This window comes from Amycolatopsis granulosa, assembly GCF_011758745.1.
GTDB lineage: Bacteria > Actinomycetota > Actinomycetes > Mycobacteriales > Pseudonocardiaceae > Amycolatopsis_E > Amycolatopsis_E granulosa.
Window position 1 is genome coordinate 1610609 of sequence record NZ_JAANOV010000001.1, and the last position, 19844, is coordinate 1630452.

Genomic DNA, 19844 nt, shown 5'->3' on the forward strand with positions numbered 1-19844 from the left:
GATACGCAAGCTGATGGTCACTGGGATTCCCGTTTGAATGTCGTTAAGGCCTGGGTCGCCGCCTCGTCCGAGGTGTCGTATTTGCTGATCGCGATCTCGATCGCCTGACGCAGGGTCTCGAGCATTTCCTGTGCGGCTCGGAAAACCGGAACCAGCGATCGATCATCGGCGGTCATCGCTGCCAAGAAGTGCTTTGCAGCTTGCTTCGCGTACTGGTCGTCGCCGAACTTGGGCGCCTGCTCGAGCCGGAAGACCCTCTGACCAACGTCCCTCAGGCGGTCCTGCATCTGCGTCACCGCGCGCAGCAAGTGTGATCCGGTCTCCTCGTTCACCGCCCAGCTGCCGGCCTTCGCCTCCGCCAGCATGCGCTTCGCGTCCGCGTTCATCGTGTTCAGGTTGTCCTCACCGCCGAACACGGCCGCGATCCGACCCGCAGCCGTCGTGCTGTCCTCGGTCACAGCCCACCCCCTCCGGCCTGCACCGTATCGCGAGCCTGACCCACTGTCACCAACTCGCCCCGGTACGCGAACACAGCGGAGCACCCCGCGCTCGATGTCGGTGCCGGTGCCGCTGTACCCGCCACCGTGGCTGTACAGCCGGCTGTGGCGAACGCGAGGGCAGTAAGCGCGATGCCTTCGCGGACACTCCTGTTGATGTTCACCTGATTTCACGGTCGTTGACGGACAGAGCGAGGGGCGTGGTATCGGTTAGCAACCGGGTCGTTACCTGGACCATGGCACGTGCGTGTTCGCCCACCTCGATCACGACGGCACACCCGCCCAGGCGGATCGGCGCCTGCAACGCGTCGCGACCGTTCACCGAGGTCTCCACGACGCTATCGTTCGCTGCTGCGTACTCTCGAAGCCCCTGCAGGGGATCCAACGCCAAACCATAGGGAATTCGTGCTTGATCGCACCGCACTCGTTCCGACGGCTCTTGTTCTCTCCCGGATAGAACCCTTGGCCCGCGAGAAGCTGGTCGAGAATCTGACATGCATTCAGACCGGCGAACACATCCGCGTTCGCAGTGGCCGAGGTCGGTACCGGCCACGCCGTCCCGGGCACCATGCTGTTGCATCCAGACGTGGCGAATCCGATGGCTGCAATTGCCACAGCCTGGCAGACTGGACTGTTGATGATCACCTGTCTCCCGAGCGCGACGCCTGGCCAGTGAAGGCCAACGGCAAGTTCACTGCGCCTTGGGCAACAGCGGCTCGAGTCGTTCCGCCAGGGCCTTGGCGTCCACACAAGCCTGCGGATCGTCCGGCCCAGTGGACAGTGTCATCAGCACCAGTGCCCGCGCATGGTCCGTGACCTCAACCGCGATCGCGCAACCACCTGTGGGGATGGGCGCTTGCATGGCGGCGCGTCCGTTGATGGAAATGCTCACCACGTCCTTGTTCCTGCTCGCGAACTCGTCGAGCCCTTGCACAGGGTCGAGTGCGAGGCTGTTCCCCGAGACGCCCGATTTCGTGGCATTGCACTGATTCCGCCTGCTCTTGTTCTCCCCGGGCTCATAGCCCTGTCCAGCGTTGAGCTGGTCGAGCACCCGGCAAGCGTCGAGGCCTGCGAACACATCAGGGCGCTGCTGGGAACTCGTTTCGGACGCCCGTGATGCTGTTCCCGCCACCGTGGCGGTACACCCAGCCGCAGCGAAGACGACGGCAGTAAGAGCAACAGCCTCGCGGACTCTACTGTTGATGGTCACCTGAATTCCCGGTCCCCTTGAGTGCCTTAGCCGGGTCACTGCACCTTGGGCAGCAGCGGCTCGAGCTTCTCGGCAAGAGAGTGCGCGTCCACGCACGCCTGCGGATCACGGGGGCCGGTAACCAGGGTAGCCAGCACCAGCGCACGAGCGTGCTCACCCACCTCCACTGCGATCGCGCACCCACCGGTGGGGATGTCGGCCTGCAGCGCGTCGCGCCCGTTAACCGAGGTGCTCCTCACGGCCGCGTTCGCCTGGGCGAACTCACTCAGGCCCTGCTTGGGATCCAACGCGACACCGAGGGTTCCGAAGTCGTGCTTGGTCGCACCGCACTGGTTGCGGTGGCTCTTGTTCTCCCCGGGATCGAACCCTTGCCCCGCGACAAGTCGATCGAGTATCTGACATGCATTCAGACCGGCGAACACATCGGACTCAACCACACCTGAATTTGGTGCCGGCGATGCCGTGCCCGGCACCGTAGTGGTACAGGCCGCACTCGCCAACACCAGGCACGCCCAACCTATGATAGGCGTAATCCGAAACTTGATTCTCAACGAAATTCCTGGTCCTTGAAGATGGTGAGAGCTCGAGTGGAAGCCTCTTCGGAGGCGTCATACTTGCTGATCGCGATCTCGATAGCCTGTCTGAGGCTGGCAAGCATCTCCTGAGTCGCATAGAACACGCGGACGAGAGAGCGGTCATCCGAGTCCATAGCCACGAGGAAATGTACCGCTGCTCTCTTTGCATATTCATCGATACCAAACTTCGGCACCTGCTGGAGCAGATAGATCCTCTGGCTCACAGCGGACATCCGCTCCTGCATCTGCGTCACCGCGCGCAGCAGGTGTGATCCGGTCTCCTCGTCCACCGCCCAGTGACCGGCCTTCGCTTCCGCCAGCATCCGCTTCGCGTCGGCGTTCATCGTGTTCAGGTTGCCCTCCCCGCCGAACACGGCCGCGATCCGACCCGCGGCCGTCGTGCTGTCCTCCGCCACAGCCCACCCCCTCCGGCCTGCACCGTATCGCGAGCCTGACTCACTGTCACCAACTCGCCCCGGTGCGCAGCCGCTCACCACGCACCGCCCGGGGCGGCCCCGCCCAACTATGGTGAGGCCGTGACTGATGAACTGGTGCATTACTCGGTGCGGAGTGGTGTCGCGACGATCACCCTGGACTCGCCGCACAACCGGAACGCCCTGTCCGCTCAGCTGCGCCGTGAGCTGTCCGGCGCGCTCACCCAGGCCGTGGGCGACGACGCCGTCCGCGTGATCGTGCTCACCCACACCGGCACGGTGTTCTGCGCCGGCATGGACCTGAAGGAGGCGCGCGGGGCCGGGGCCGGGGACCAGGGCGTCAACGAGTTCCCGCGCATCCTCGAGCAGATCTGGACCAGCCCCAAACCGGTCGTCGCGAAGCTGTCCGGGGTCGCCCGGGCCGGTGGGGTGGGCATGATCGCCGCCGCGGACATCGTGGTCGCCACCACGGCGGTCACCTTCGCGTTCTCCGAGGTCCGCATCGGCGTCGTGCCGGCGGTGATCTCGCTGACCGTGCTGCCGCGCGTCCACCCGCGCGCCGCCCAGGAGCTGTTCCTCACCGGCGAGGTGTTCGACGCCGAGCGGGCCGCCGAGATCGGGCTGATCACCAAGGCCGTCGACGCCGACCGGCTGGACGCCGAAACCGAGCGCTACGTCAAGTCCCTCGCGCTCGGCGGCCCGGCCGCGCTGGCCGCGACCAAGGAGCTGCTGGCGAGCCCGCGCCCGGCCACCCCGGCGGAGGGCTTCCCGGAGATGCTCAAGCTGTCCGCGCAGTTCTTCGCCAGCGAGGAAGGTCAGGAGGGCATCCGCGCGTTCGCCGAGAAGCGCAAGCCGAACTGGGTCCCGCAGGACTAGCCGTCGGTGAGGGCGACCGTGAGCCGGCGGCTGTCGGCGCGGTCGCCGCCCGGTGCGAGGGCCCGCTCGGCGTCCGAGAGCACGCCGCGGATCGCCAGGTACGCCTTCGGGTCGGCCTGCTTCAGCAGGTCCGACCCCTCCCACACCAGCACGTGTTCGCCGTAGGGCAGCCACGACAGGTCGGTGAGGCAGTCGTAGAGCGCGTCCAGGTTGCGGCCGAACCAGTCCGGAAAGGACAGGGCGGACGCGATGGCGTCGAGCGCGGACATCTTGTCGGTGGGCCGGCTGCCGATGAGGTGCGAGTAGGCACCGCGTGCGCGGGCCTGCTCGACGATCTTCTGCGAAGACGTCTGGGACATGGGAGTTCTCATTACTTCGACGGGTCGACCTGGACGAAGGAAGCGTAGTGATCGCCGGTGTAGTACAGCTCCGCCGGCGATCCGGTGATCAACCGGCGGGCCCCGCGGTCCGGGCTTCCGGGCGTGGGCACGGTGTACTCGTGGTAGTAACCGCTCGCCTTGACGGGGAGCCGCTTCTCCCGGTTGTCGAACACCGTTCCGTCGCTGCGGTACGGGAACGGCCCGCCCGCCTGGATGAGGCGCCAGGTCTGGGCGGCTTCCGGGGGCAGGCTGGACAGCGCCGTCAGCCCGGGCGCCGGGTCCGTCGACGTGGTGGTCTCGCGCACGATCCACCCACCGAACACGAGCACGATGAGCCCGACCAGCGCGACGGTGATCCGCCTCCTGCTTGACACCAGCGACACCTTAGGACCGACTCGAAACGTCCTCGCCGCGGCCCGGTCGCAACCACGCGGCCACCCGGTCGACGATCCGGTCGATCAGCCACGCCGCACCGACGCACAGGGGCGCCAGCACCACGATGACCAGCAGGAACTGCAACGGGAACCATCGCTGCGCGAGCCACAGCTCCGCGTTGTCCCACCAGGTGGCCAGGCCGTCGAACACCTGACCAGGGTACGCCAGCGGCCACGGCGAGGTACGTTGCAGGCATGTTCGCCGTCTACGCCCGAGAACCGAACCCCGAAAACCCGCTCGACGCGCTCACCGTCGGCGAGCGGCCGGACCCGGAGGTGCCGTCCGGCTGGGTGAAGGTCGCCGTCAAGGCCGCCAGCCTGAACATGCACGACATCTGGACCCTGCGCGGGGTCGGGATCAAGCCGGACCAGTTCCCGATGATCCTCGGCTGCGACGGGGCCGGTGTGCTGGAGGACGGCACGGAGGTCGTGCTGCATTCGGTGATCAACGCCCCGGGCTGGCAGGGTGACGACACCCTCGACCCGAAACGCACCCTGCTCACCGAGAAGTACCAGGGCACGTTCGCCGACTACGTGGTCGTGCCGGCCCGCAACGCGGTGCCGAAGCCGGCCGGGTTGTCCTTCGCCGAGGCCGCGACGATGGGGACCGCGTGGCTGACGGCCTACCGGATGCTGTTCGTCAAGTCCGGGCTGCGCCCCGGGCAGACGATGCTGGTGCAGGGCGCCTCCGGTGGCGTCTCCACCGCGCTGGTCCAGCTCGGCCGCGCCGCCGGCCTGCGGGTCTGGGTGACCGGCCGGTCGGAGGAGAAGCGCGCGCTGGCCGAGCAGCTGGGTGCGCACCAGACGTTCGAGACCGGCGCGCGGCTGCCGGAGCAGGTGGACGGTGTGTTCGAGACCGTCGGGAAGGCGACCTGGGCTCACTCGCTCAAGTCGCTCAAGCCCGGCGGTGTCCTCGTGGTGTCCGGTTCGACCAGCGGCCCGGACCCGAGCGCGGACCTGCAGCGGGTGTTCTTCCTGCAGCTGCGCGTGGTGGGCTCCACCATGGGCACCCGCGACGAGCTGGAGGACATGCTGCGCTACCTCGACCTCAGCGGCATCCGGCCGCAGATCGGCAAGGAGCTGCCGCTGTCGGAGGCCGCCGAGGGCTTCCGGCTGATGCAGGAGGGCGCGACCGCGGGCAAGATCGTGTTCACCACGGAAGCGCGTTGAGCTGCGCAGACGCCTTGTTGACATCACGCCGACACCAGTTTGTGATCAACCTTTCCTGAGCGGAACCCGAGATTTCCTCGCTAATCTGGGTATATGACCGCAGTGCAGCGGGAAATCGAGGCGGCGCCGGGCTCCCGGACCGCCGGCCCGGAGGACATCCGGGCCGGCCACCGGAGTTTCGCGGGCGTGCGCACCAGGGTGCTCGAGGTCGGTCCGAAGCCGAAGCGGGGCACCGGAAGACTCGTCCTGCTGCACGGCTACTGCGACAGCGCCGACACCTGGCGCCCGGCGCTGGCCGAACTGGCCGCCGCCGGCATGCCCGCGGTCGCGGTCGACCTGCCCGGCTTCGGTGCGGCTGATCCCCTGCGACCGGGCGCGATCCTCGCCCAGCTCGACGCGTTCGTCGCCGAGGTCACCCGCTGCTACGCCGACCGCGGCAAGGTCGTGCTGGGTGGTAACTCCCTGGGCGGCACGATGAGCCTCCGCGCGGCCTGCCGCGAGCAGCTGCCGATCGCCGGCGTGGTGTCGATCGCCGCTCCCGGGTTCGTGGACTCCTGGCTGGTCCGGACCGTCGGGAAGTACCCGCTGCCGCTGCGGCTGGCCGCGTCGCTGCCGGTGCCGGTGCCCGGGTTCGTCGTGCGGACCATCGCCGGTCTCGTGGTGCCGTGGCTGCTCTACGCCGACCGCTCGGCCGCCGACATCGCGCACGTCTCCCGGTTCACCGGGCTGTTCCCCGACTTCCGGTCGACCACCACTCGCCTGGACCAGGCGCGCCGGCTGGTCGCCGAGCTGGCCGGCGCCTACGACGGGCTGGAGTCGATCAAGGTCCCGCTGCTGGTCGTCGCGTGCGGCAAGGACCGGCTGGTGACCGCGGCCGCCGGGCGGCGCTTGCACACCCTGGTGCCGCACAGCCAGCTGATGCTGCGCGAGGAGTGGGGCCACTGCCCGCAGCTGGACGACCCGGTCGCGATCGCCGAGCTGCTGAGCTACTTCCGGGCCGGCGCCCTGCACAAGAAGCCGCGGCGGCGGGCGCCCGGCCTCGCCCAGCAAGCCGCCGGCTGATCCCGTCACATCCGGCCGCGCTGTTCCGTCAGGGAGGTGTAACCCCAACGGAACAGGAGTTCATCGTGGACGCTCGTCTGAACCTCTTCGCCAGCCCGACCGCGGGAAAGTTCGTGAAGTACATCCTGTCGGCAGGAAAGGTGCTCGAGAACTCGACGCTGCCGATGACCACACAGGCGCTGGTGACGCTGCGCGCCAGCCAGATCAACGGCTGCGGCTACTGCACGGACATGCACTTCAAGGACGCGCTGGCGGCCGGTGAGGACCCGCTGCGGCTCAACCTGGTCGCGGCCTGGCGCGAGGCGACCGTGTTCACCGAGGCCGAGCGCGCGGCCCTGGAGCTGACCGAGGAGGGCACCCGGATCGCCGACGCGGCCGGCGGGGTCAGCGACGAGGTGTGGGCCAACGCGGCCAAGCACTACGACGAGGATCAGCTCGCCGCCCTGGTCGGCGCCATCGCGCTCATCAACACGTGGAACCGGCTCAACGTGATCACCCGTAACCCGGCCGGGGACTACCAGCCGGGCCAGTTCGGCTGACCGGGTGAGCTCCGGGACCGTCAACCGGTCCCGGAGCGCCACCGTCCCTAGTAACGTAGTCCGGTCTTTACCCGGACGAGTGATTGGGGACGATCAGTGGCCGTACGCGAGCTGTTCCGGCGCAAACCCGTCGAGCAGATCGAGGCCGAGGACGGCGGCGGGCTCCAGCGAACCCTGGGCCTGTGGCAGCTGACCGCGATCGGCGTGGGCGGGATCATCGGGGCGGGCATCTTCTCGCTCGCCGGCGCGGTGGCGAACGAGACCGCGGGACCCGCGGTGCTCATCTCGTTCCTGGTGGCCGGCGTCGCCAGTGCAGCCGCAGCCTTCTCCTACGCCGAGTTCGCCGGCCTGATCCCGCGGGCCGGCTCCGCCTACACCTACGGATACGCGGTGCTCGGCGAGCTGGTCGGCTGGTTCATCGGCTGGGACCTGCTGCTGGAGTACACCGCGATCGTCGCCGTGGTGGCGATCGGCATCTCGGGCTACTTCAACGATTTGCTGGGTTTCCTGCACATCCACCTGCCGCTGTGGATGTCCGGCGCGCCGGGCACCGAACCGGCGGGCGTGGCATCGGGTTCGTACAAGGTGAACCTGTTTGCCGCACTGCTGTGCCTGCTGATCGCGTTCATCCTCAACCAGGGCATGCGGTCGGCCGCGCGGTTCGAGACGCTGCTGGTGTACCTCAAGGTCGCGGTCGTGGTCCTGGTGATCGTTGTCGGCGCGTTCCACGTCAAGACCGGCAACTGGTCGAACTTCTTCCCGTTCGGGATCAGCGGGGCGTTCACCGGCGCGGCGACGGTGTTCTTCGCGGTGTTCGGCTACGACGCGATGTCCACCGCCGCCGAGGAGTCGACCGATTCGCAGAAACACATGCCCAAGGCGATCCTGTACTCGCTCGGGATCTCCATGGTGCTGTACGTGCTGGCCTGCCTCGTGCTGACGGGCATGGTGCCCTTCACCGACATCAACCCGGAAGCGGCGTTCTCCAGCGCCTTCGAGTCCGTCGGGTTGCGGTGGCTGGGCGCGGTCATCGCGGTCGGCGCGATCGTCGGCATCCTGACGGTGTTGTTCACGTTCCTGCTCGGTGCGACGCGCGTCGGGTACGCGATGAGCCGCGACGGTCTGCTGCCCAGGTGGTTCTCCGGCACGCACCCGGTGCGGAAGGTGCCCAGCCGGATGACGTGGATCCTGGGCGTGGCGGCGGCGGTGATCGCCGGGTTGCTGCCGATCGGCGAGGCAGCCGAGCTGACCAACATCGGGATCCTGCTGGCGTTCGTGGTGGTGTGCGTCGCCGTCGTGGTGCTGCGGTACCGCCGGCCGGACCTGCCGCGCACGTTCCGCTGTCCCGGGGTGCCGGTGGTGCCGGCGATCGGGGTCGCGTTCTCGCTCTGGCTGATCACGTTCCTCAAGCCGGAGACGTGGCTGCGGTTCGTGATCTGGTTCGTGATCGGGATGGTGGTGTACTTCTCTTACGGGCGGCGGCATTCGCTCCTGGCGCGTCACCACCAGAGGTAGACGTACCCGGGTGCGCCGGGCGCGCCGGCGGCGCCGCCGGAGCCGATCCCGCCGGGCGGCTCGCCCGGGATCACTCCCGCTGTCCCGGGCTGGTCGGCGGTGCCGTCGCTGCCGGCGGCCACCAGCCCGGGCGAGGTTCCGCAGTCCGCGGTGCCGCCGCGCCCGTACGCCCCGGGCGTCCCGGCTTGCCCGCCGTGGGCCACGACGAGCGGTGGGCTGCCGGTGACGCCCAGGCTCGAGTCGCCGCCCGGTGCCCCGGGGACGCCGCCCACGCCGACGGTCACGATGTACTCGGTGGCCGGCGTGACCGCGACCGAACACCAGGCGGCACCCCCGCCACCACCGGTCGTGCCCGGCGCGTTGGGCGGCTGTTGTGCCGGGGTTTCCGGGGGTTTGGGCGCGGCGGCCGGCGGCGCCGTCACCCCGCCCCCGCCGCCGGCGCCCCACAGCGCGATGAACACCGAGCTGACACCCTCGGGCGCGGTGAAGGTTCCGCCCGTGGTGAAGGCCCGGTCCCCGTGGGCGGGTTCGGCCCCGGCCACCGGCGCGGTGGCCGTGATCAGGACGGCCACCGCGCCGGTGGCCACGGCCTTTCCGAACACCATGCTCGACAGGGTGCGCCGTCCGGCGGGCTCACGCACTTCTTTCAGCCGATGGGGTGAGCCCGCCGGCCGGGACCGGCGGGCTTCCCCGGCCGCCGGTCAGCCGGCGTGGATCAGCTCGACCTCGAGCTCCAGGTCGATCTCCCGCGACACCAGCAGGCCGCCCTTGGCCAGCGGCATGTTCCAGGTCAGCCCCCAGTCTTCGCGGTTGATCCGGCCGCGGGCGGAGAACACCGCGCGGTGGTTGTCCCACGGGTCCTGCGCGTAGCCGAGGTAGTCGACCGTCAGGGTGACCGGCTTCGTCACGCCCTTGATCGTCAGGTCGCCGGTCATCGAGCCGCCGTTGCCCTCCCAGTGGACGCCGGTGGACACGAAGGTGGCGACCGGGTTGCTCTCCACGTCGAAGAAGTCGGCCGAGCGCAGGTGGTCGTCCCGGGCCTGGTCGCCGCTGTTCACCGACGCCATCTCGATGGTCACGGAGATTCTGCTGTCCGCGGGGTCTTCCGCGACCTCCACCGCGCCGTCCACGGCGGTGAACCGGCCGCGGACCTTGGTGAGCATGAAGTGCCGGCCGACGAAGGCGACCTCGGCGTGCCCCGGGTCGATCCGCCACGTGCCGGCGGCCGGCAGCTCCACGCCGTCCACGACACGGGTGGGGATCAGTGATTCGGTCATTGGGAACTCGCCCCTTTCTGGGTGTCTCGTACTCCTCGACCATATATGTGCGTGCGCACGCACGCAATGCTATGCTCCGGTCATGGGCACGAAAGACGAGAGCGGCCTGCAAGCCTGGCGGGCCATGCTGCTGGCGTCCAATGCCGCGCTGCGCGCCATCGACGCGGACCTGACCAGGAGCGGCACCATCCCGCTCACCTGGTACGACGTGTTGCTGGAGCTGAACGCGGGCCCCGAGCGACGGCTGCGGATGAACGACCTGGCCGAACGGGTCGTGCTCAGCCGGACCCGGGTGAGCCGGCTGGTGGACGAGATGGTGCTGGCCGGGCTGGTGACCAAGGTCCGCGACGAGGCGGACCGCCGGGTCGTGCGGGCGGCCATGACCGATGAGGGCGTGCGGGCCTTCCGCGCCACCGCCCCGCAGTACCTGCGCGGCATCGAACAGCACTTCTCGCAGTACCTCACCGACGAGGAGAAGAAGGTCATGGCAACCGCGCTGCAGCGGGTCCGGGAGGCACACGGGTGCGTGATCGCCACGCCGGATTCCCTGCGGCGCAACGGAAGGAACAACTGATGATCCAGTCGGTCGACGTCGCCCCGGGTGATCCCCGGCTACCCGCAGCGCCGAACGTGATCGTGGTCTATTCGGACCTCAACTGCTCGTTCGCCCACGTCGCCGTGCACCGGCTGCACGAGACGCGGGCACGGCTCGGGCTCACCCGCACGGTGCACTTCGACCACCGCGCCTTCCCGCTCGAACTGTTCAACCTCGGGGTCAACGAGCGGCCCGGGGTCGACTCCGAGGTCGCCGTGCTCGGTGCGCTGGAGCCGGACGCCGGATGGCAGCTGTGGCAGGAGAAGGACTGGCGGTATCCGGTGACCATGCTCCCGGCGCTGGAGGCCGTGCAGGCCGCCAAGCACCAGGGCCTGCCCGTCGCGGAACGGCTCGACCGCGCGCTGCGGAAGGCGTTCTGGGCGCAGAGCCGGTGCATCTCGCTGCGCAACGTGATCCTGGACGTGGCGGCCGAGACCGGCGTGGTGGACGTGACCGACCTCGCCCGGCGGCTCGACCGCGGCGAGGCCCGCGCGGCGGTGCTCGATCAGTTCGAGTCGGCACGCGACGACCGGGTCGTCTGCAGCCCCCACCTGTTCCTGGCCGACGGCACGAACGTGGCCAATCCCGGTGTCACGGCGCGCTGGGTGAACGGTGAGTTCGGCGTCGGCTTCCCGGTGATCGACTCGGACGAGCCGGACATCTACCCGACGCTGCTGGAGAAGGCGGCGAGCCTGGCATGACCACGACCGCTGACGGCCTCCGGCTGGTGGCCGAACTCGCCGCGCCGGAGCGGTGGCTCGCCGTGCTGGTGACCGCCCGGCCCAGCGGCCGGCCGGCCGTCTCCGTGGTGAACGCGGGAATCCTGCCCCACCCGGTGACCGGTGAGACCGTGGTCGCGTTCGTCTCGCGCGGCCGCACCAGAAAGCTCGCCAACCTGCGCGAGCGTCCACACGCGACGCTCGTGTTCCGGTCCGGCTGGGAGTGGGTATCGGTGTCCGGCCCGGTGGAGCTGGCCGGACCCGACGACGACCTGCCCGGCCTGCCGGACCTGCGCACCCTGCTCCGCGACATCTACGCCGCCGCCGGCGGGGTGCACCCGGACCTGGACGAATACGACCGGGCGATGGCCGAGGACCGCCGCACCGCGGTGCTCCTGCGGCCGGAGCGCTTCACCACCAACCCACCTGGCACCGAACACAAGGAACCGGAATGACCAACGCACCGTCCACCGTCCACCGTCCCGCGGCCGCCCCGGGCACCATCCAGGTCTGGTCGGACCTGCTCTGCCCGTTCGCGCACGTCGCCCTGCACCGCCTCCGGGTGGCCCGCGACCGGCTGGGCCTGCAGGACCAGGTCCGGATCGACCACCACGCGTTCCCGCTGGAGCTGTTCAACGGTCCGCACCCGCGGCCGGGTACCGACAGCGAGGCCGTGGGTCTCGGCGCGATCGAACCGGCGGCCGGGTTCCGCCTGTGGACCGCGGCGGACTGGCTGTACCCGAACACCGTGCTGCTCGCCAACGAGGCGGTGGCCGCGGCCAAGGCGCAGGGCCTGGGCCCGGCCGAGGACCTGGACCGCGCGCTGCGCCGGGCGTTCTGGGTGGACAACCGCACGATCGGCCACCGCACGGTGATCCTGGAGATCGCCGCCGAGACCGGCACGGTCGACGTCGGCGCGCTCACCGAGGCGCTCGACACGGGCCGGCACCGCGCGGACGTGATGGCGGACTACGCGGTCGCGCAGACCGACGAGGTGAACGGCAGTCCGCACCTGTTCACCGCGGACGGCACCGGGGTGCACAACCCGGGCATCGCGGTGCACTGGGAAGGCCCGTGGGCCTCCGGTTTCCCGGTGGTGGACGCCCACGACGCGGACTGGGCCGACGCCCTGCTGAAGAAGGCGGCGGAGTAGCCCTGATGGCCGCGCGGCCTGCCGGCGAACACGGCAGGCAGGCCGCCGGTCCGGTCAGCACTCGATCACGTTCACCGCCAGTCCGCCGCGCGCGGTTTCCTTGTACTTGACGTGCATGTCGCGCCCGGTGTCGCGCATGGTCTTGATCGCCTTGTCCAGGCTCACCACGTGGCTGCCGGTGCCGCGCAGCGCGATCCGGGCGGCGCTGATCGCCTTCACCGAGGCGATCGCGTTGCGCTCGATGCACGGGATCTGCACGAGACCACCCACCGGATCGCAGGTGAGGCCCAGGTTGTGCTCGATGCCGATCTCGGCCGCGTTCTCCACCTGCCGGGGGCTGCCGCCGAGGACTTCGCACAGGCCCGCCGCGGCCATCGCGCACGCGGATCCGACCTCGCCCTGGCAGCCGACCTCCGCGCCGGAGATCGACGCGTTCTGCTTGACCAGGATGCCGACCGCCGCCGCGGTGAGCAGGAACCGCACGATGCCGTCGTCGCCGGCGCCCGCCACGAAACGCGTGTAGTAGTGCAGGACCGCGGGGATGATGCCCGCCGCACCGTTCGTCGGCGCGGTGACGACGCGGCCGCCCGCGGCGTTCTCCTCGTTGACGGCGAGGGCGAACAGGGTGACCCAGTCCATCACGTCCAGCGGATCCCGCGCGCCCTGCCCGGAGGTGAGTTCGCGGAACAGTCCGGGCGCCCGGCGCGGCACCCGCAGACCTCCCGGCAGCACCCCTTCCCCATGACAGCCCGCCCGCACACAGCCGGCCATGACACGCCAGATGTGCAGCAGCCCGTCCCGCACCTGGCGTTCGGTCCGCCACGCCAGTTCGTTGGCGAGCATGACGTCGCTGATCCGCAGCCCGCGCTCGGCGCAGATCCGGAGCAGGTCGGCGGCCGTGGCGAACGGGTACCGCACGGGCGTGGTGTCGGCCACGATGCGATCCGCCCCGGCCGCGTGCTCGTCCACCACGAAACCGCCGCCCACCGAGTAGTAGGTGCGCTCCCGCAGGACCTCGCCGCCGGCTCCGCGGGCGGTGAACGTCATGCCGTTGGGGTGGACGGGCAGGGACTTCCGGCGGTGCAGCACCACCTCGACACCGGCGTCGTGCACCCCGTTGAGCGTCACGGCGCCCCGCTCCCGCACACGCGCGGCCCGGGCTTCCGCGGTGCGCGTGTCCACGGTGGCGGGATCTTCGCCCAGCAGACCGAGCAGGACCGCTTTCTCCGACCCGTGGCCGTGCCCGGTCGCCCCCAGCGACCCGAACAGTTCCACCCGCACCAGCTCGGGCAGCAGCCCCTCCCCCGTCAGACCGTCCGCGAACCGCTTGGCCGCCCGCATCGGTCCCACCGTGTGCGAGGACGACGGGCCGATTCCGCGGGTGTAGAGGTCGAACGCACTCAGTGCCACCGCGCGGCCCTCACATCTCCGGGTAGAGCGGGAACTTCGCCGCCAGCGCCGCCACCCGGGCACGCAACCCGGGCAGCACATCCTCCGGCGCGGACGTGACGAGCGCCGTCGCGATGACGTCGGCGACCTCGGCGAACTCCGGCGCGCCGAAGCCGCGCGTGGCGAGCGCGGGCGTGCCGATCCGCACTCCCGACGACACCATCGGCGGACGCGGGTCGAAGGGCACCGCGTTGCGGTTCACGGTGATGCCGGCCGCGTGCAGCCGGTCCTCGGCCTGGCGCCCGTCGAGCGCCGAGTGCCGCAGGTCCACCACCACGAGGTGGACCTGTGTGCCGCCGGTGAGGACCGAGATCCCGGCCTGCCGGACGTCGTCGGCGAGCAGCCGGCGGGCGATGAGGCGGGCACCCTCGAGGGTGCGGCGCTGCCGGTCGCGGAACTCTTCGGTCCCGGCCAGTCTGAACGCCACCGCCTTCGCCGCGATCACGTGCTCGAGCGGACCGCCCTGCTGCCCCGGGAAGACCGCCGAGTCGATGCGTTTGGCCAGCGCCGCGTCGTCGGTGAGGATCACGCCGCCGCGCGGGCCGCCGAGGGTCTTGTGGGTCGTGGTGGTGACGACGTCGGCGTGCGGCACCGGGCTGGGGTGCAGGCCGGCCGCCACGAGCCCGGCGAAGTGCGCCATGTCCACCATCAGGCGGGCGCCGACGTCGTCGGCGATGCGGCGGAACGCGGCGAAGTCCAGGTGCAGCGGGTAGGCCGACCAGCCGGCCACGATGAGCTTCGGGCGGTGCTCGGCCGCCAGCCGCTCGACCTCGGCCAGGTCCAGCCGGAAATCGGTGTCGCGAACGTGGTAGGCCACGACCCGGTAGAGCCGGCCGCTGAAGTTCGCCCGCATCCCGTGCGTCAGGTGCCCGCCGTGCGCCAGGTCGAGGCCGAGCACGGTGTCACCGGGTTCGAGCATCGCGAACATGGCCGCCGCGTTGGCCTGTGCCCCGGAATGCGGCTGGACGTTGGCGAAACGGGATCCGAACAGTTGCTTCACCCGGTCGATGGCCAGGCGTTCCACGGTGTCGACGTGCTCGCAGCCGCCGTAGTAGCGACGGCCGGGATAACCCTCGGCGTACTTGTTGGTCAGGACCGAGCCCTGCGCCTGCATCACCGCCACCGGCGCGAAGTTCTCGCTCGCGATCAGCTCGAGGGTGTGCCGCTGACGGTCGAGCTCGGACGTCACCGCGGCGTGCACCTCGGGGTCCACTTCGGACAGCGGGAGGTCGTGTGTGCCCATCAGGCACCGCCGGTGCGCGCCAGGTAGGCGGCCGCATCGAGCAGGTCGCCCACCGCGGTGACCTTCATCCGGAACAGCCAGCCCTCGCCGAACGGGTCGGTGTTGAGCAGACCGGGGTCGGCGGTGACCTTCGCGTTGACCTCGACGACCTCGCCGTCCACCGGCGCGTAGAGCTCGCTGACCGATTTGGTGCTCTCGATCTCACCGCACGGACGGCCCGCCGTGACGGTGCTGCCGGCGGCGGGGAGATCCAGGTACACCACGTCGCCGAGGGCGTCCGCGGCGAACGCGGTGATCCCGACGGTGGCGGTGTCCCCGTCGAGGTCGAGCCACTCGTGCTCGGCGGTGTACTTCAGCTCGGCCGGAACGGACACGGGCATCTCCTCGGCTGATCGGGCCCGCACGGCGGCGGGCGGCATCGGGTCCGGAGTGGACCGTGTGGTGAGCGGGCCGGCGGATCGCGCGGCGGTCCCGGCACGGGACGTGGAAACGGAGTTCACGGCCAAGAGGCTCCCGGTGTCCGGCACCGCACCGACGCGGCACCACGGCTGGGTGGGCCTCCCCGCTCTGTCATCGATACCTGAGAGCTTCACCGCCGGAGCGGTTTGCACCGTGGGCGCAGGACCGGGTCCTGGCTTTCCAGAGTTCGCCTCGCCGGAGCGGTGGGGGTGCCTGAGAGATTCTGGGGAGTGTTGCTCCTTCGGCGTCCCGCCCGCGGCGGGAGCTCTCCCGCTCCGGTTCGAATGGCGCGATATGCAGTTTGACGGATGCCGAACCTAACGGGACCGGTCCGGGCCGGTCAAGAGGCCGGGCCCGTGGATCAAAAACACCAATTGACCCTTGCTGATATCTCAACCCGAGATTACTGTGATCCCACTTACTCGTTCAGAGAAGGAGATCCCGTGGCTTCCCGTCCCGATCCCCGACCGGCCGGCTGGCGAGTCGGCGCCGACATCGGCGGCACCTTCACCGACGTCATCGCGCTGGGTCCGGCCGGTGACGTCGTCCCGATGAAGGTCCCCTCCACCCCGCCGGACTACGGCGCGGGGGTGGTGTCGGCGACCACCGGCGTGCTGGCCGCGGCCGGGGCGCAACCGGAAGCCGTCACCGCCATGCTGCACGGCACCACCGTGGCCACCAACGCGATCCTGGAGATGACCGGTGTCCGCACCGCGGTCGTCACCACCCGCGGCTTCCGTGACGTGCTGGAGCTCGGCCGGCTGCGGCGGCCGGTGCTCTACGACCTGTCCTGGTCCAAGCCGGTGCCCCTCGCCCGGCGCCGGCACCGGTACGAACTCGACCAGCGCATCACCGCCGACGGGCGGCTCGATCCGCCGGCCGACGACGACGAGGTCCGCGCCCTGGCCGCGCGCCTGCGGGCGGCGGAGATCCGGGCGGTGGCCGTGTGCCTGATCAACTCCTACGTCCGGCCCGACGAGGAACGCCGGGTCGCAGAGCTGCTGCGGGCCGAGCTGCCCGGCGTCTACGTCACCGCGTCGGTCGACGTGTCGCCTCAGCCGCACGAATTCGAGCGCACGAGCACCGCGACCGTCAACGCCTACGTCGGCCCGGCCGTGCACGGCTACCTCACCCGGCTGGAGGCCGGGCTGCGGGCGGCCGAGGTGACCGCACCGCTGCTGGTCATGCAGTCCAGCGGCGGGCTGCTGGACGCGGCCTCCGTCGCACAGCGGCCGGTGCAGATCATCGAATCCGGTCCCGCGGCCGGGGTGACCGCGGTGCAGAAGCTGGCCCAGCTGATCGGACTGTCCACAGTGGTCGCCTTCGACATGGGCGGGACCACGGCGAAGGCCTCCCTGATCGAGGACGGCGAACCGTTCGTCTCCGCCGACTACGAGGTCGGCGGCGGGATGAACGTCGCCCGCGGCCTCAGCTCCGGCGCCGGGTACCCGGTGCGCGCGCCCTCGATCGACATCGCCGAGGTCGGATCCGGTGGTGGCAGCATCATCTCCGTCGACCCGGCCGGCGCGCTGCACGTGGGTCCCGCCAGCGCCGGTTCGCGGCCCGGCCCGGCCTGCTACGGGCAGGGCGGTGAGCTGCCGACGCTGACCGACGCCAACGTGACGCTCGGGTACCTCAGCCCGCACGCCCTGGCCGGTGGCCGCGTGCCGGTCCACCCCGACCTGGCCGTGAAGGCGCTGAGCCCGGTCGCCGAGCAGCTCGGCGACGACGTGGCGGGCACCGCGCGGGGTGCCTACCAGGTGGCGGTGTCGAGTATGACGACCGCGGTCAAGGCGGTGACCAGCGAACGCGGCCGCGACCCGCGCGAGGCCACCATGGTCGCCTTCGGCGGCGCCGGTCCGCTCTACGCCGCCGCGCTGGCCCGCGAACTGGGCATCTCCACCGTGATCGTGCCCGTGTACCCGGGCCTGTTCAGCAGCCTGGGCCTGCTCGTCGCCGACACCGAACGGCACGAGCTCACCCCCTACCGGGACGAGTTCGCGCAGACCAGCGCGCTCGCCGCGGAGTTCGGCCGCCTCGCCGCGAAGGTGACCGACGAGCTGGGGCCGGACGCCGTGGTGGACCGGCTGCTGGACATGCGCTACCGCGGGCAGCGGTTCGAACTGCGCATCCGGGTGCCCGACGGTGACCTCACCGGCGACCTGCTCGCCGAGGTGCGGTCGCGGTTCCACGCCGAGCACAAGCGCACCTACGGCCGGGCCGGCACCGACGAACTGGTCGAGCTGGTCAACCTCCGGGTCCGCGGCCGGGTGCCCACCCCGGTGTCCATCGCCGACGTGCTGAGCCTGCCCGCCGCCGCCGACCGCGAACCCACCACCCGCGACTGCCGGTTCGCCGAGACCGTGCCGACCCCGGTCGTGGGACGGTCCGCCCTCGGCACCGAACCGGTGGCGGGACCGATGGTCATCGAGGACATGGACGCCACCACCCTCGTCCCGCCCGGTGCGCGGGTGCACCGCGACCGGTTCAACAACATCGTGATCACCTGGAGTGCCGCATGATCCGCGACGCCGTGACCTTCGAGGTCTTCCGCAACGCCGTCACCGGGATCGCCGACGAAATGGCGATCACGATCCTGCGCACCGCGCACTCGCAGCTCGTCGCGTCCAGCATGGACTTCTCCGCGGCGCTGTGCGACGCCCACGGCCGCGTCATCGCCCAGGCCAACACCCTGCCGGTGCACCTGGGGTCCATTCCGGACGCGATGGAGGAGATCTTCGCCGAGTTCGGCGACCGGATCCAGCCCGGTGACGTCTACCTGCTCAACGACCCGTCCCGCGGCGGCATGCACCTGCCCGACATCTTCGCGGTTGCCCCGGTGTTCGCCGGCACCGCGCTCCTGGGGTTCGCGGTCACCGTCGTCAACCACACCGACGTGGGCGGCTGGGCCGCCGGTTCTATGGCCGTGCAGTCGACGAGCATCTTCGCCGAAGGCATCCAGATCCCGCCGTCGCGCCTGATCGAGGCCGGCACCACGAACGAGACCTTCCTGCAGCTCATCCTGCGCAACGTCCGCGAACCCGACCTGCTGCGCGGCGACCTCGAATCCCAGCTGGCGGCCTGCCACACCGGGGCCGAGGGGCTGCGTGCCCTCGCGGCGCGGCACGGTGTCGAACGGCTCGCCACCCTCAACGACGAACTGCTCGACTACTCCGAGACCCTGCTGCGCGCCGCGCTGGCCGAAGCGGTGCCGGGAACCTACGAGTTCACCGACCACATCGACGACGACGGGCTCGGCTCCGGGCCGATCCCGATCGCGGTGAAGGCGACGCTGTCCGGGTCCGGGATCGAGCTCGACTTCACCGGTTCGGCACCGCAGGTCGACTCCGCGCTCAACGCGACCGCATCGTTCACCCGCTCCGCCTCCTACGCGGCCCTGCAGGGTGTCCTCGCCGCCGACATCCCGGCCAACAGCGGCTTCTACCGGCCGTTCACCTTCGTCATCCCGGAGGCGTCGATCCTCAACGGACAACGCCCCGCCGCGCGCGGTGCCCGTGGCCTGGTGGGTTTCCGGATCATCGACGCGGTGCTCGGCGCGCTCGCCCCGGTGTTCCCCGCCCGGGTGCCCGCGGCCGGGGACGGCGGACCCGACGGGATCGCGATCGGCGTCGTCGGCGCGGACGGTGAATCCGCCGTGCTGTGGGATCCGCTGGCCGGCGCGTGGGGCGCCCGGCCGGACCGGGACGGGGTGGACGGGATCAGCTCGCTGGGCGCCAACCTGACCAACACCCCGGTCGAGGAACTGGAACGCTCCGGCCAGCTCCGCATCGACGGGTACGGCTACCTCCCGGACAGCGGCGGCGCGGGCCGGTGGCGCGGTGGTCTCGCGACCTTCCGCGACATGACGCTCCTGGCGCCCGAGGCCGCCGTGCAGATCAGGTCCGACCGGCGGAAGTTCCTGCCCTACGGACTGGCCGGCGGCGCGCCGGGAACACCCTCGCTCAACGTGCTCGACCCCGGTGGCCCCGGCGAACGGGTACTGGAGTCCAAACCGCACTTCGTCATGACCGCGGGCACCCGCCACCGCCACGTCACCGCCGGCGGCGGCGGCCACGGCCACCCGTTCGAACGTGCGCCGGAACGCGTCCTCGACGACGTCCTCGACGGCAAAGTGACCCGCGAGGGAGCCGAGCGGGACTACGGCGTCGTGATCACCGCGGATGGTGTGATCGACGCGGACGCCACCGCCCGGTTGCGCGGGCAGCGCTGAAATCCATGTCCACCAACACCACGGAG

General features: G+C 70.5%; 24 protein-coding genes and 2 riboswitches. Of the genes, 11 read left to right on the forward strand and 13 right to left on the reverse strand.

Annotation, left to right across the window (positions count from 1 at the left end):
• Positions 1-17: 17 nt before the first annotated feature.
• The 5 genes from FHX45_RS07730 to FHX45_RS07750 all read right to left on the reverse strand — a co-directional run bounded on the left by FHX45_RS07730 (position 18) and on the right by FHX45_RS07750 (position 2698).
• Positions 18-458 (reverse strand): hypothetical protein, encoded by a 441-nt coding sequence (locus tag FHX45_RS07730; RefSeq protein WP_167097994.1) that lies wholly within the window; start codon positions 456-458, stop codon positions 18-20.
• Between the two features lie 199 nt (positions 459-657).
• Positions 658-882, reverse strand: a complete 225-nt coding sequence (locus tag FHX45_RS27755; RefSeq protein ID WP_208405844.1) for a hypothetical protein — start codon at positions 880-882, stop codon at positions 658-660.
• Positions 883-1188: 306 nt separating this feature from the next.
• Positions 1189-1707, reverse strand: a complete 519-nt coding sequence (locus FHX45_RS07740) for a DUF3558 family protein (protein ID WP_167097996.1) — start codon at positions 1705-1707, stop codon at positions 1189-1191.
• 35 nt (positions 1708-1742) lie between these two features.
• Positions 1743-2144 carry a DUF3558 domain-containing protein gene (locus FHX45_RS07745; protein ID WP_341771388.1) on the reverse strand — a complete coding sequence of 134 codons (402 nt, stop codon included), beginning with the start codon at positions 2142-2144 and terminating at the stop codon, positions 1743-1745.
• A gap of 110 nt (positions 2145-2254) precedes the next feature.
• Positions 2255-2698 carry a hypothetical protein gene (locus tag FHX45_RS07750; protein ID WP_167098000.1) on the reverse strand — a complete coding sequence of 148 codons (444 nt, stop codon included), beginning with the start codon at positions 2696-2698 and terminating at the stop codon, positions 2255-2257.
• Positions 2699-2818: 120 nt separating this feature from the next.
• Here FHX45_RS07750 and FHX45_RS07755 point away from each other — a divergent pair, with 120 nt between their 5' ends.
• Positions 2819-3592 carry an enoyl-CoA hydratase-related protein gene (locus FHX45_RS07755; protein ID WP_167098001.1) on the forward strand — a complete coding sequence of 258 codons (774 nt, stop codon included), beginning with the start codon at positions 2819-2821 and terminating at the stop codon, positions 3590-3592.
• On the opposite strand, the gene FHX45_RS07760 is transcribed toward FHX45_RS07755, so the two are convergent.
• Genes FHX45_RS07760 through FHX45_RS07770 form a run of 3 tightly spaced genes read right to left on the reverse strand, consistent with a single transcriptional unit; the run spans position 3589 to position 4557 of the window.
• Positions 3589-3951: a barstar family protein gene (locus FHX45_RS07760; RefSeq protein ID WP_167098003.1), complete on the reverse strand. Its 363-nt coding sequence runs from the start codon at positions 3949-3951 to the stop codon at positions 3589-3591. The genes FHX45_RS07755 and FHX45_RS07760 overlap by 4 nt on opposite strands.
• An 11-nt stretch (positions 3952-3962) precedes the next feature.
• Entirely contained in the window at positions 3963-4346 is a 384-nt protein-coding gene (locus FHX45_RS07765) for a guanyl-specific ribonuclease (protein ID WP_313886207.1), read from the reverse strand.
• A gap of 10 nt (positions 4347-4356) precedes the next feature.
• Positions 4357-4557, reverse strand: a complete 201-nt coding sequence (locus tag FHX45_RS07770) for a hypothetical protein (protein WP_167098009.1) — start codon at positions 4555-4557, stop codon at positions 4357-4359.
• 44 nt (positions 4558-4601) lie between these two features.
• On the opposite strand from FHX45_RS07770, the gene FHX45_RS07775 reads away from it, so the two are divergent.
• The 4 genes from FHX45_RS07775 to FHX45_RS07790 all read left to right on the forward strand — a co-directional run bounded on the left by FHX45_RS07775 (position 4602) and on the right by FHX45_RS07790 (position 8692).
• Complete coding sequence (locus tag FHX45_RS07775; RefSeq protein WP_167098012.1) at positions 4602-5576, forward strand: quinone oxidoreductase family protein; 975 nt, start codon at positions 4602-4604, stop codon at positions 5574-5576.
• Positions 5577-5669: 93 nt separating this feature from the next.
• Complete coding sequence (locus FHX45_RS07780; RefSeq protein ID WP_167098015.1) at positions 5670-6638, forward strand: alpha/beta fold hydrolase; 969 nt, start codon at positions 5670-5672, stop codon at positions 6636-6638.
• A 65-nt stretch (positions 6639-6703) separates the two neighbouring features.
• Complete coding sequence (locus FHX45_RS07785; RefSeq protein ID WP_167098018.1) at positions 6704-7177, forward strand: carboxymuconolactone decarboxylase family protein; 474 nt, start codon at positions 6704-6706, stop codon at positions 7175-7177.
• 96 nt (positions 7178-7273) lie between these two features.
• On the forward strand, positions 7274-8692 hold the full coding sequence (locus FHX45_RS07790) for an amino acid permease (protein ID WP_167098021.1): 1419 nt from the start codon (positions 7274-7276) through the stop codon (positions 8690-8692).
• Here the strand turns inward: FHX45_RS07790 and FHX45_RS07795 are convergent.
• Positions 8677-9297: a glycine-rich domain-containing protein gene (locus FHX45_RS07795; RefSeq protein WP_167098024.1), complete on the reverse strand. Its 621-nt coding sequence runs from the start codon at positions 9295-9297 to the stop codon at positions 8677-8679. The two genes, FHX45_RS07790 and FHX45_RS07795, sit on opposite strands and share 16 nt — an antisense overlap.
• A 96-nt stretch (positions 9298-9393) precedes the next feature.
• Complete coding sequence (locus tag FHX45_RS07800) at positions 9394-9969, reverse strand: YceI family protein (RefSeq protein ID WP_167098027.1); 576 nt, start codon at positions 9967-9969, stop codon at positions 9394-9396.
• 82 nt (positions 9970-10051) lie between these two features.
• On the opposite strand from FHX45_RS07800, the gene FHX45_RS07805 reads away from it, so the two are divergent.
• From FHX45_RS07805 to FHX45_RS07820, 4 genes are read left to right on the forward strand one after another with little or no spacing between them, the layout of a single operon-like run.
• Positions 10052-10543 carry a MarR family winged helix-turn-helix transcriptional regulator gene (locus FHX45_RS07805; protein ID WP_167098030.1) on the forward strand — a complete coding sequence of 164 codons (492 nt, stop codon included), beginning with the start codon at positions 10052-10054 and terminating at the stop codon, positions 10541-10543.
• On the forward strand, positions 10543-11265 hold the full coding sequence (locus FHX45_RS07810; protein WP_167098033.1) for a DsbA family oxidoreductase: 723 nt from the start codon (positions 10543-10545) through the stop codon (positions 11263-11265). The genes FHX45_RS07805 and FHX45_RS07810 overlap by 1 nt, the downstream gene beginning before the upstream one ends.
• Positions 11262-11738, forward strand: coding sequence for a TIGR03618 family F420-dependent PPOX class oxidoreductase (locus FHX45_RS07815; protein WP_167098035.1), 477 nt, complete (start codon positions 11262-11264; stop codon positions 11736-11738). The genes FHX45_RS07810 and FHX45_RS07815 overlap by 4 nt, the downstream gene beginning before the upstream one ends.
• Positions 11735-12436 carry a DsbA family oxidoreductase gene (locus tag FHX45_RS07820; protein WP_167098038.1) on the forward strand — a complete coding sequence of 234 codons (702 nt, stop codon included), beginning with the start codon at positions 11735-11737 and terminating at the stop codon, positions 12434-12436. Before FHX45_RS07815 ends, FHX45_RS07820 begins: the two co-directional genes overlap by 4 nt.
• Positions 12437-12490: 54 nt before the next feature.
• On the opposite strand, the gene FHX45_RS07825 is transcribed toward FHX45_RS07820, so the two are convergent.
• From FHX45_RS07825 to gcvH, 3 genes are read right to left on the reverse strand one after another with little or no spacing between them, the layout of a single operon-like run.
• Positions 12491-13846 carry an L-serine ammonia-lyase gene (locus tag FHX45_RS07825; RefSeq protein WP_341771389.1) on the reverse strand — a complete coding sequence of 452 codons (1356 nt, stop codon included), beginning with the start codon at positions 13844-13846 and terminating at the stop codon, positions 12491-12493.
• Positions 13847-13856: 10 nt separating this feature from the next.
• Positions 13857-15128, reverse strand: coding sequence for a serine hydroxymethyltransferase (gene glyA / locus FHX45_RS07830; RefSeq protein ID WP_167098044.1), 1272 nt, complete (start codon positions 15126-15128; stop codon positions 13857-13859).
• Complete coding sequence (gene gcvH, locus FHX45_RS07835; protein WP_167108600.1) at positions 15128-15508, reverse strand: glycine cleavage system protein GcvH; 381 nt, start codon at positions 15506-15508, stop codon at positions 15128-15130. Before gcvH ends, glyA begins: the two co-directional genes overlap by 1 nt.
• Before the next feature lie 177 nt (positions 15509-15685).
• A riboswitch (glycine riboswitch) is annotated at positions 15686-15777 on the reverse strand.
• A gap of 1 nt (position 15778) precedes the next feature.
• Positions 15779-15870: riboswitch (glycine riboswitch) on the reverse strand.
• A gap of 160 nt (positions 15871-16030) precedes the next feature.
• On the opposite strand from gcvH, the gene FHX45_RS07840 reads away from it, so the two are divergent.
• A complete protein-coding gene (locus tag FHX45_RS07840; RefSeq protein WP_341771390.1) occupies positions 16031-18109 on the forward strand; it encodes a hydantoinase/oxoprolinase family protein in 2079 nt (692 codons plus the stop codon).
• Positions 18106-19818, forward strand: a complete 1713-nt coding sequence (locus FHX45_RS07845; RefSeq protein WP_167098050.1) for a hydantoinase B/oxoprolinase family protein — start codon at positions 18106-18108, stop codon at positions 19816-19818. Before FHX45_RS07840 ends, FHX45_RS07845 begins: the two co-directional genes overlap by 4 nt.
• Positions 19819-19844 lie beyond the last annotated feature (26 nt).

Bases quoted from the DNA above. Each gene is read 5' to 3' on its own strand.
- FHX45_RS07760 (WP_167098003.1), bottom strand. From the start codon at position 3,951: ATGTCCCAGACGTCTTCGCAGAAGATCGTCGAGCAGGCCCGCGCACGC.
- FHX45_RS07775 (WP_167098012.1), top strand. From the start codon at position 4,602: ATGTTCGCCGTCTACGCCCGAGAACCGAACCCCGAAAACCCGCTCGAC.
- FHX45_RS07780 (WP_167098015.1), top strand. From the start codon at position 5,670: ATGACCGCAGTGCAGCGGGAAATCGAGGCGGCGCCGGGCTCCCGGACC.
- FHX45_RS07795 (WP_167098024.1), bottom strand. From the start codon at position 9,297: ATGGTGTTCGGAAAGGCCGTGGCCACCGGCGCGGTGGCCGTCCTGATC.
- FHX45_RS07800 (WP_167098027.1), bottom strand. From the start codon at position 9,969: ATGACCGAATCACTGATCCCCACCCGTGTCGTGGACGGCGTGGAGCTG.
- FHX45_RS07805 (WP_167098030.1), top strand. From the start codon at position 10,052: ATGGGCACGAAAGACGAGAGCGGCCTGCAAGCCTGGCGGGCCATGCTG.
- FHX45_RS07810 (WP_167098033.1), top strand. From the start codon at position 10,543: ATGATCCAGTCGGTCGACGTCGCCCCGGGTGATCCCCGGCTACCCGCA.
- FHX45_RS07815 (WP_167098035.1), top strand. From the start codon at position 11,262: ATGACCACGACCGCTGACGGCCTCCGGCTGGTGGCCGAACTCGCCGCG.
- FHX45_RS07820 (WP_167098038.1), top strand. From the start codon at position 11,735: ATGACCAACGCACCGTCCACCGTCCACCGTCCCGCGGCCGCCCCGGGC.
- glyA (WP_167098044.1), bottom strand. From the start codon at position 15,128: ATGGGCACACACGACCTCCCGCTGTCCGAAGTGGACCCCGAGGTGCAC.
- gcvH (WP_167108600.1), bottom strand. From the start codon at position 15,508: ATGCCCGTGTCCGTTCCGGCCGAGCTGAAGTACACCGCCGAGCACGAG.
- FHX45_RS07845 (WP_167098050.1), top strand. From the start codon at position 18,106: ATGATCCGCGACGCCGTGACCTTCGAGGTCTTCCGCAACGCCGTCACC.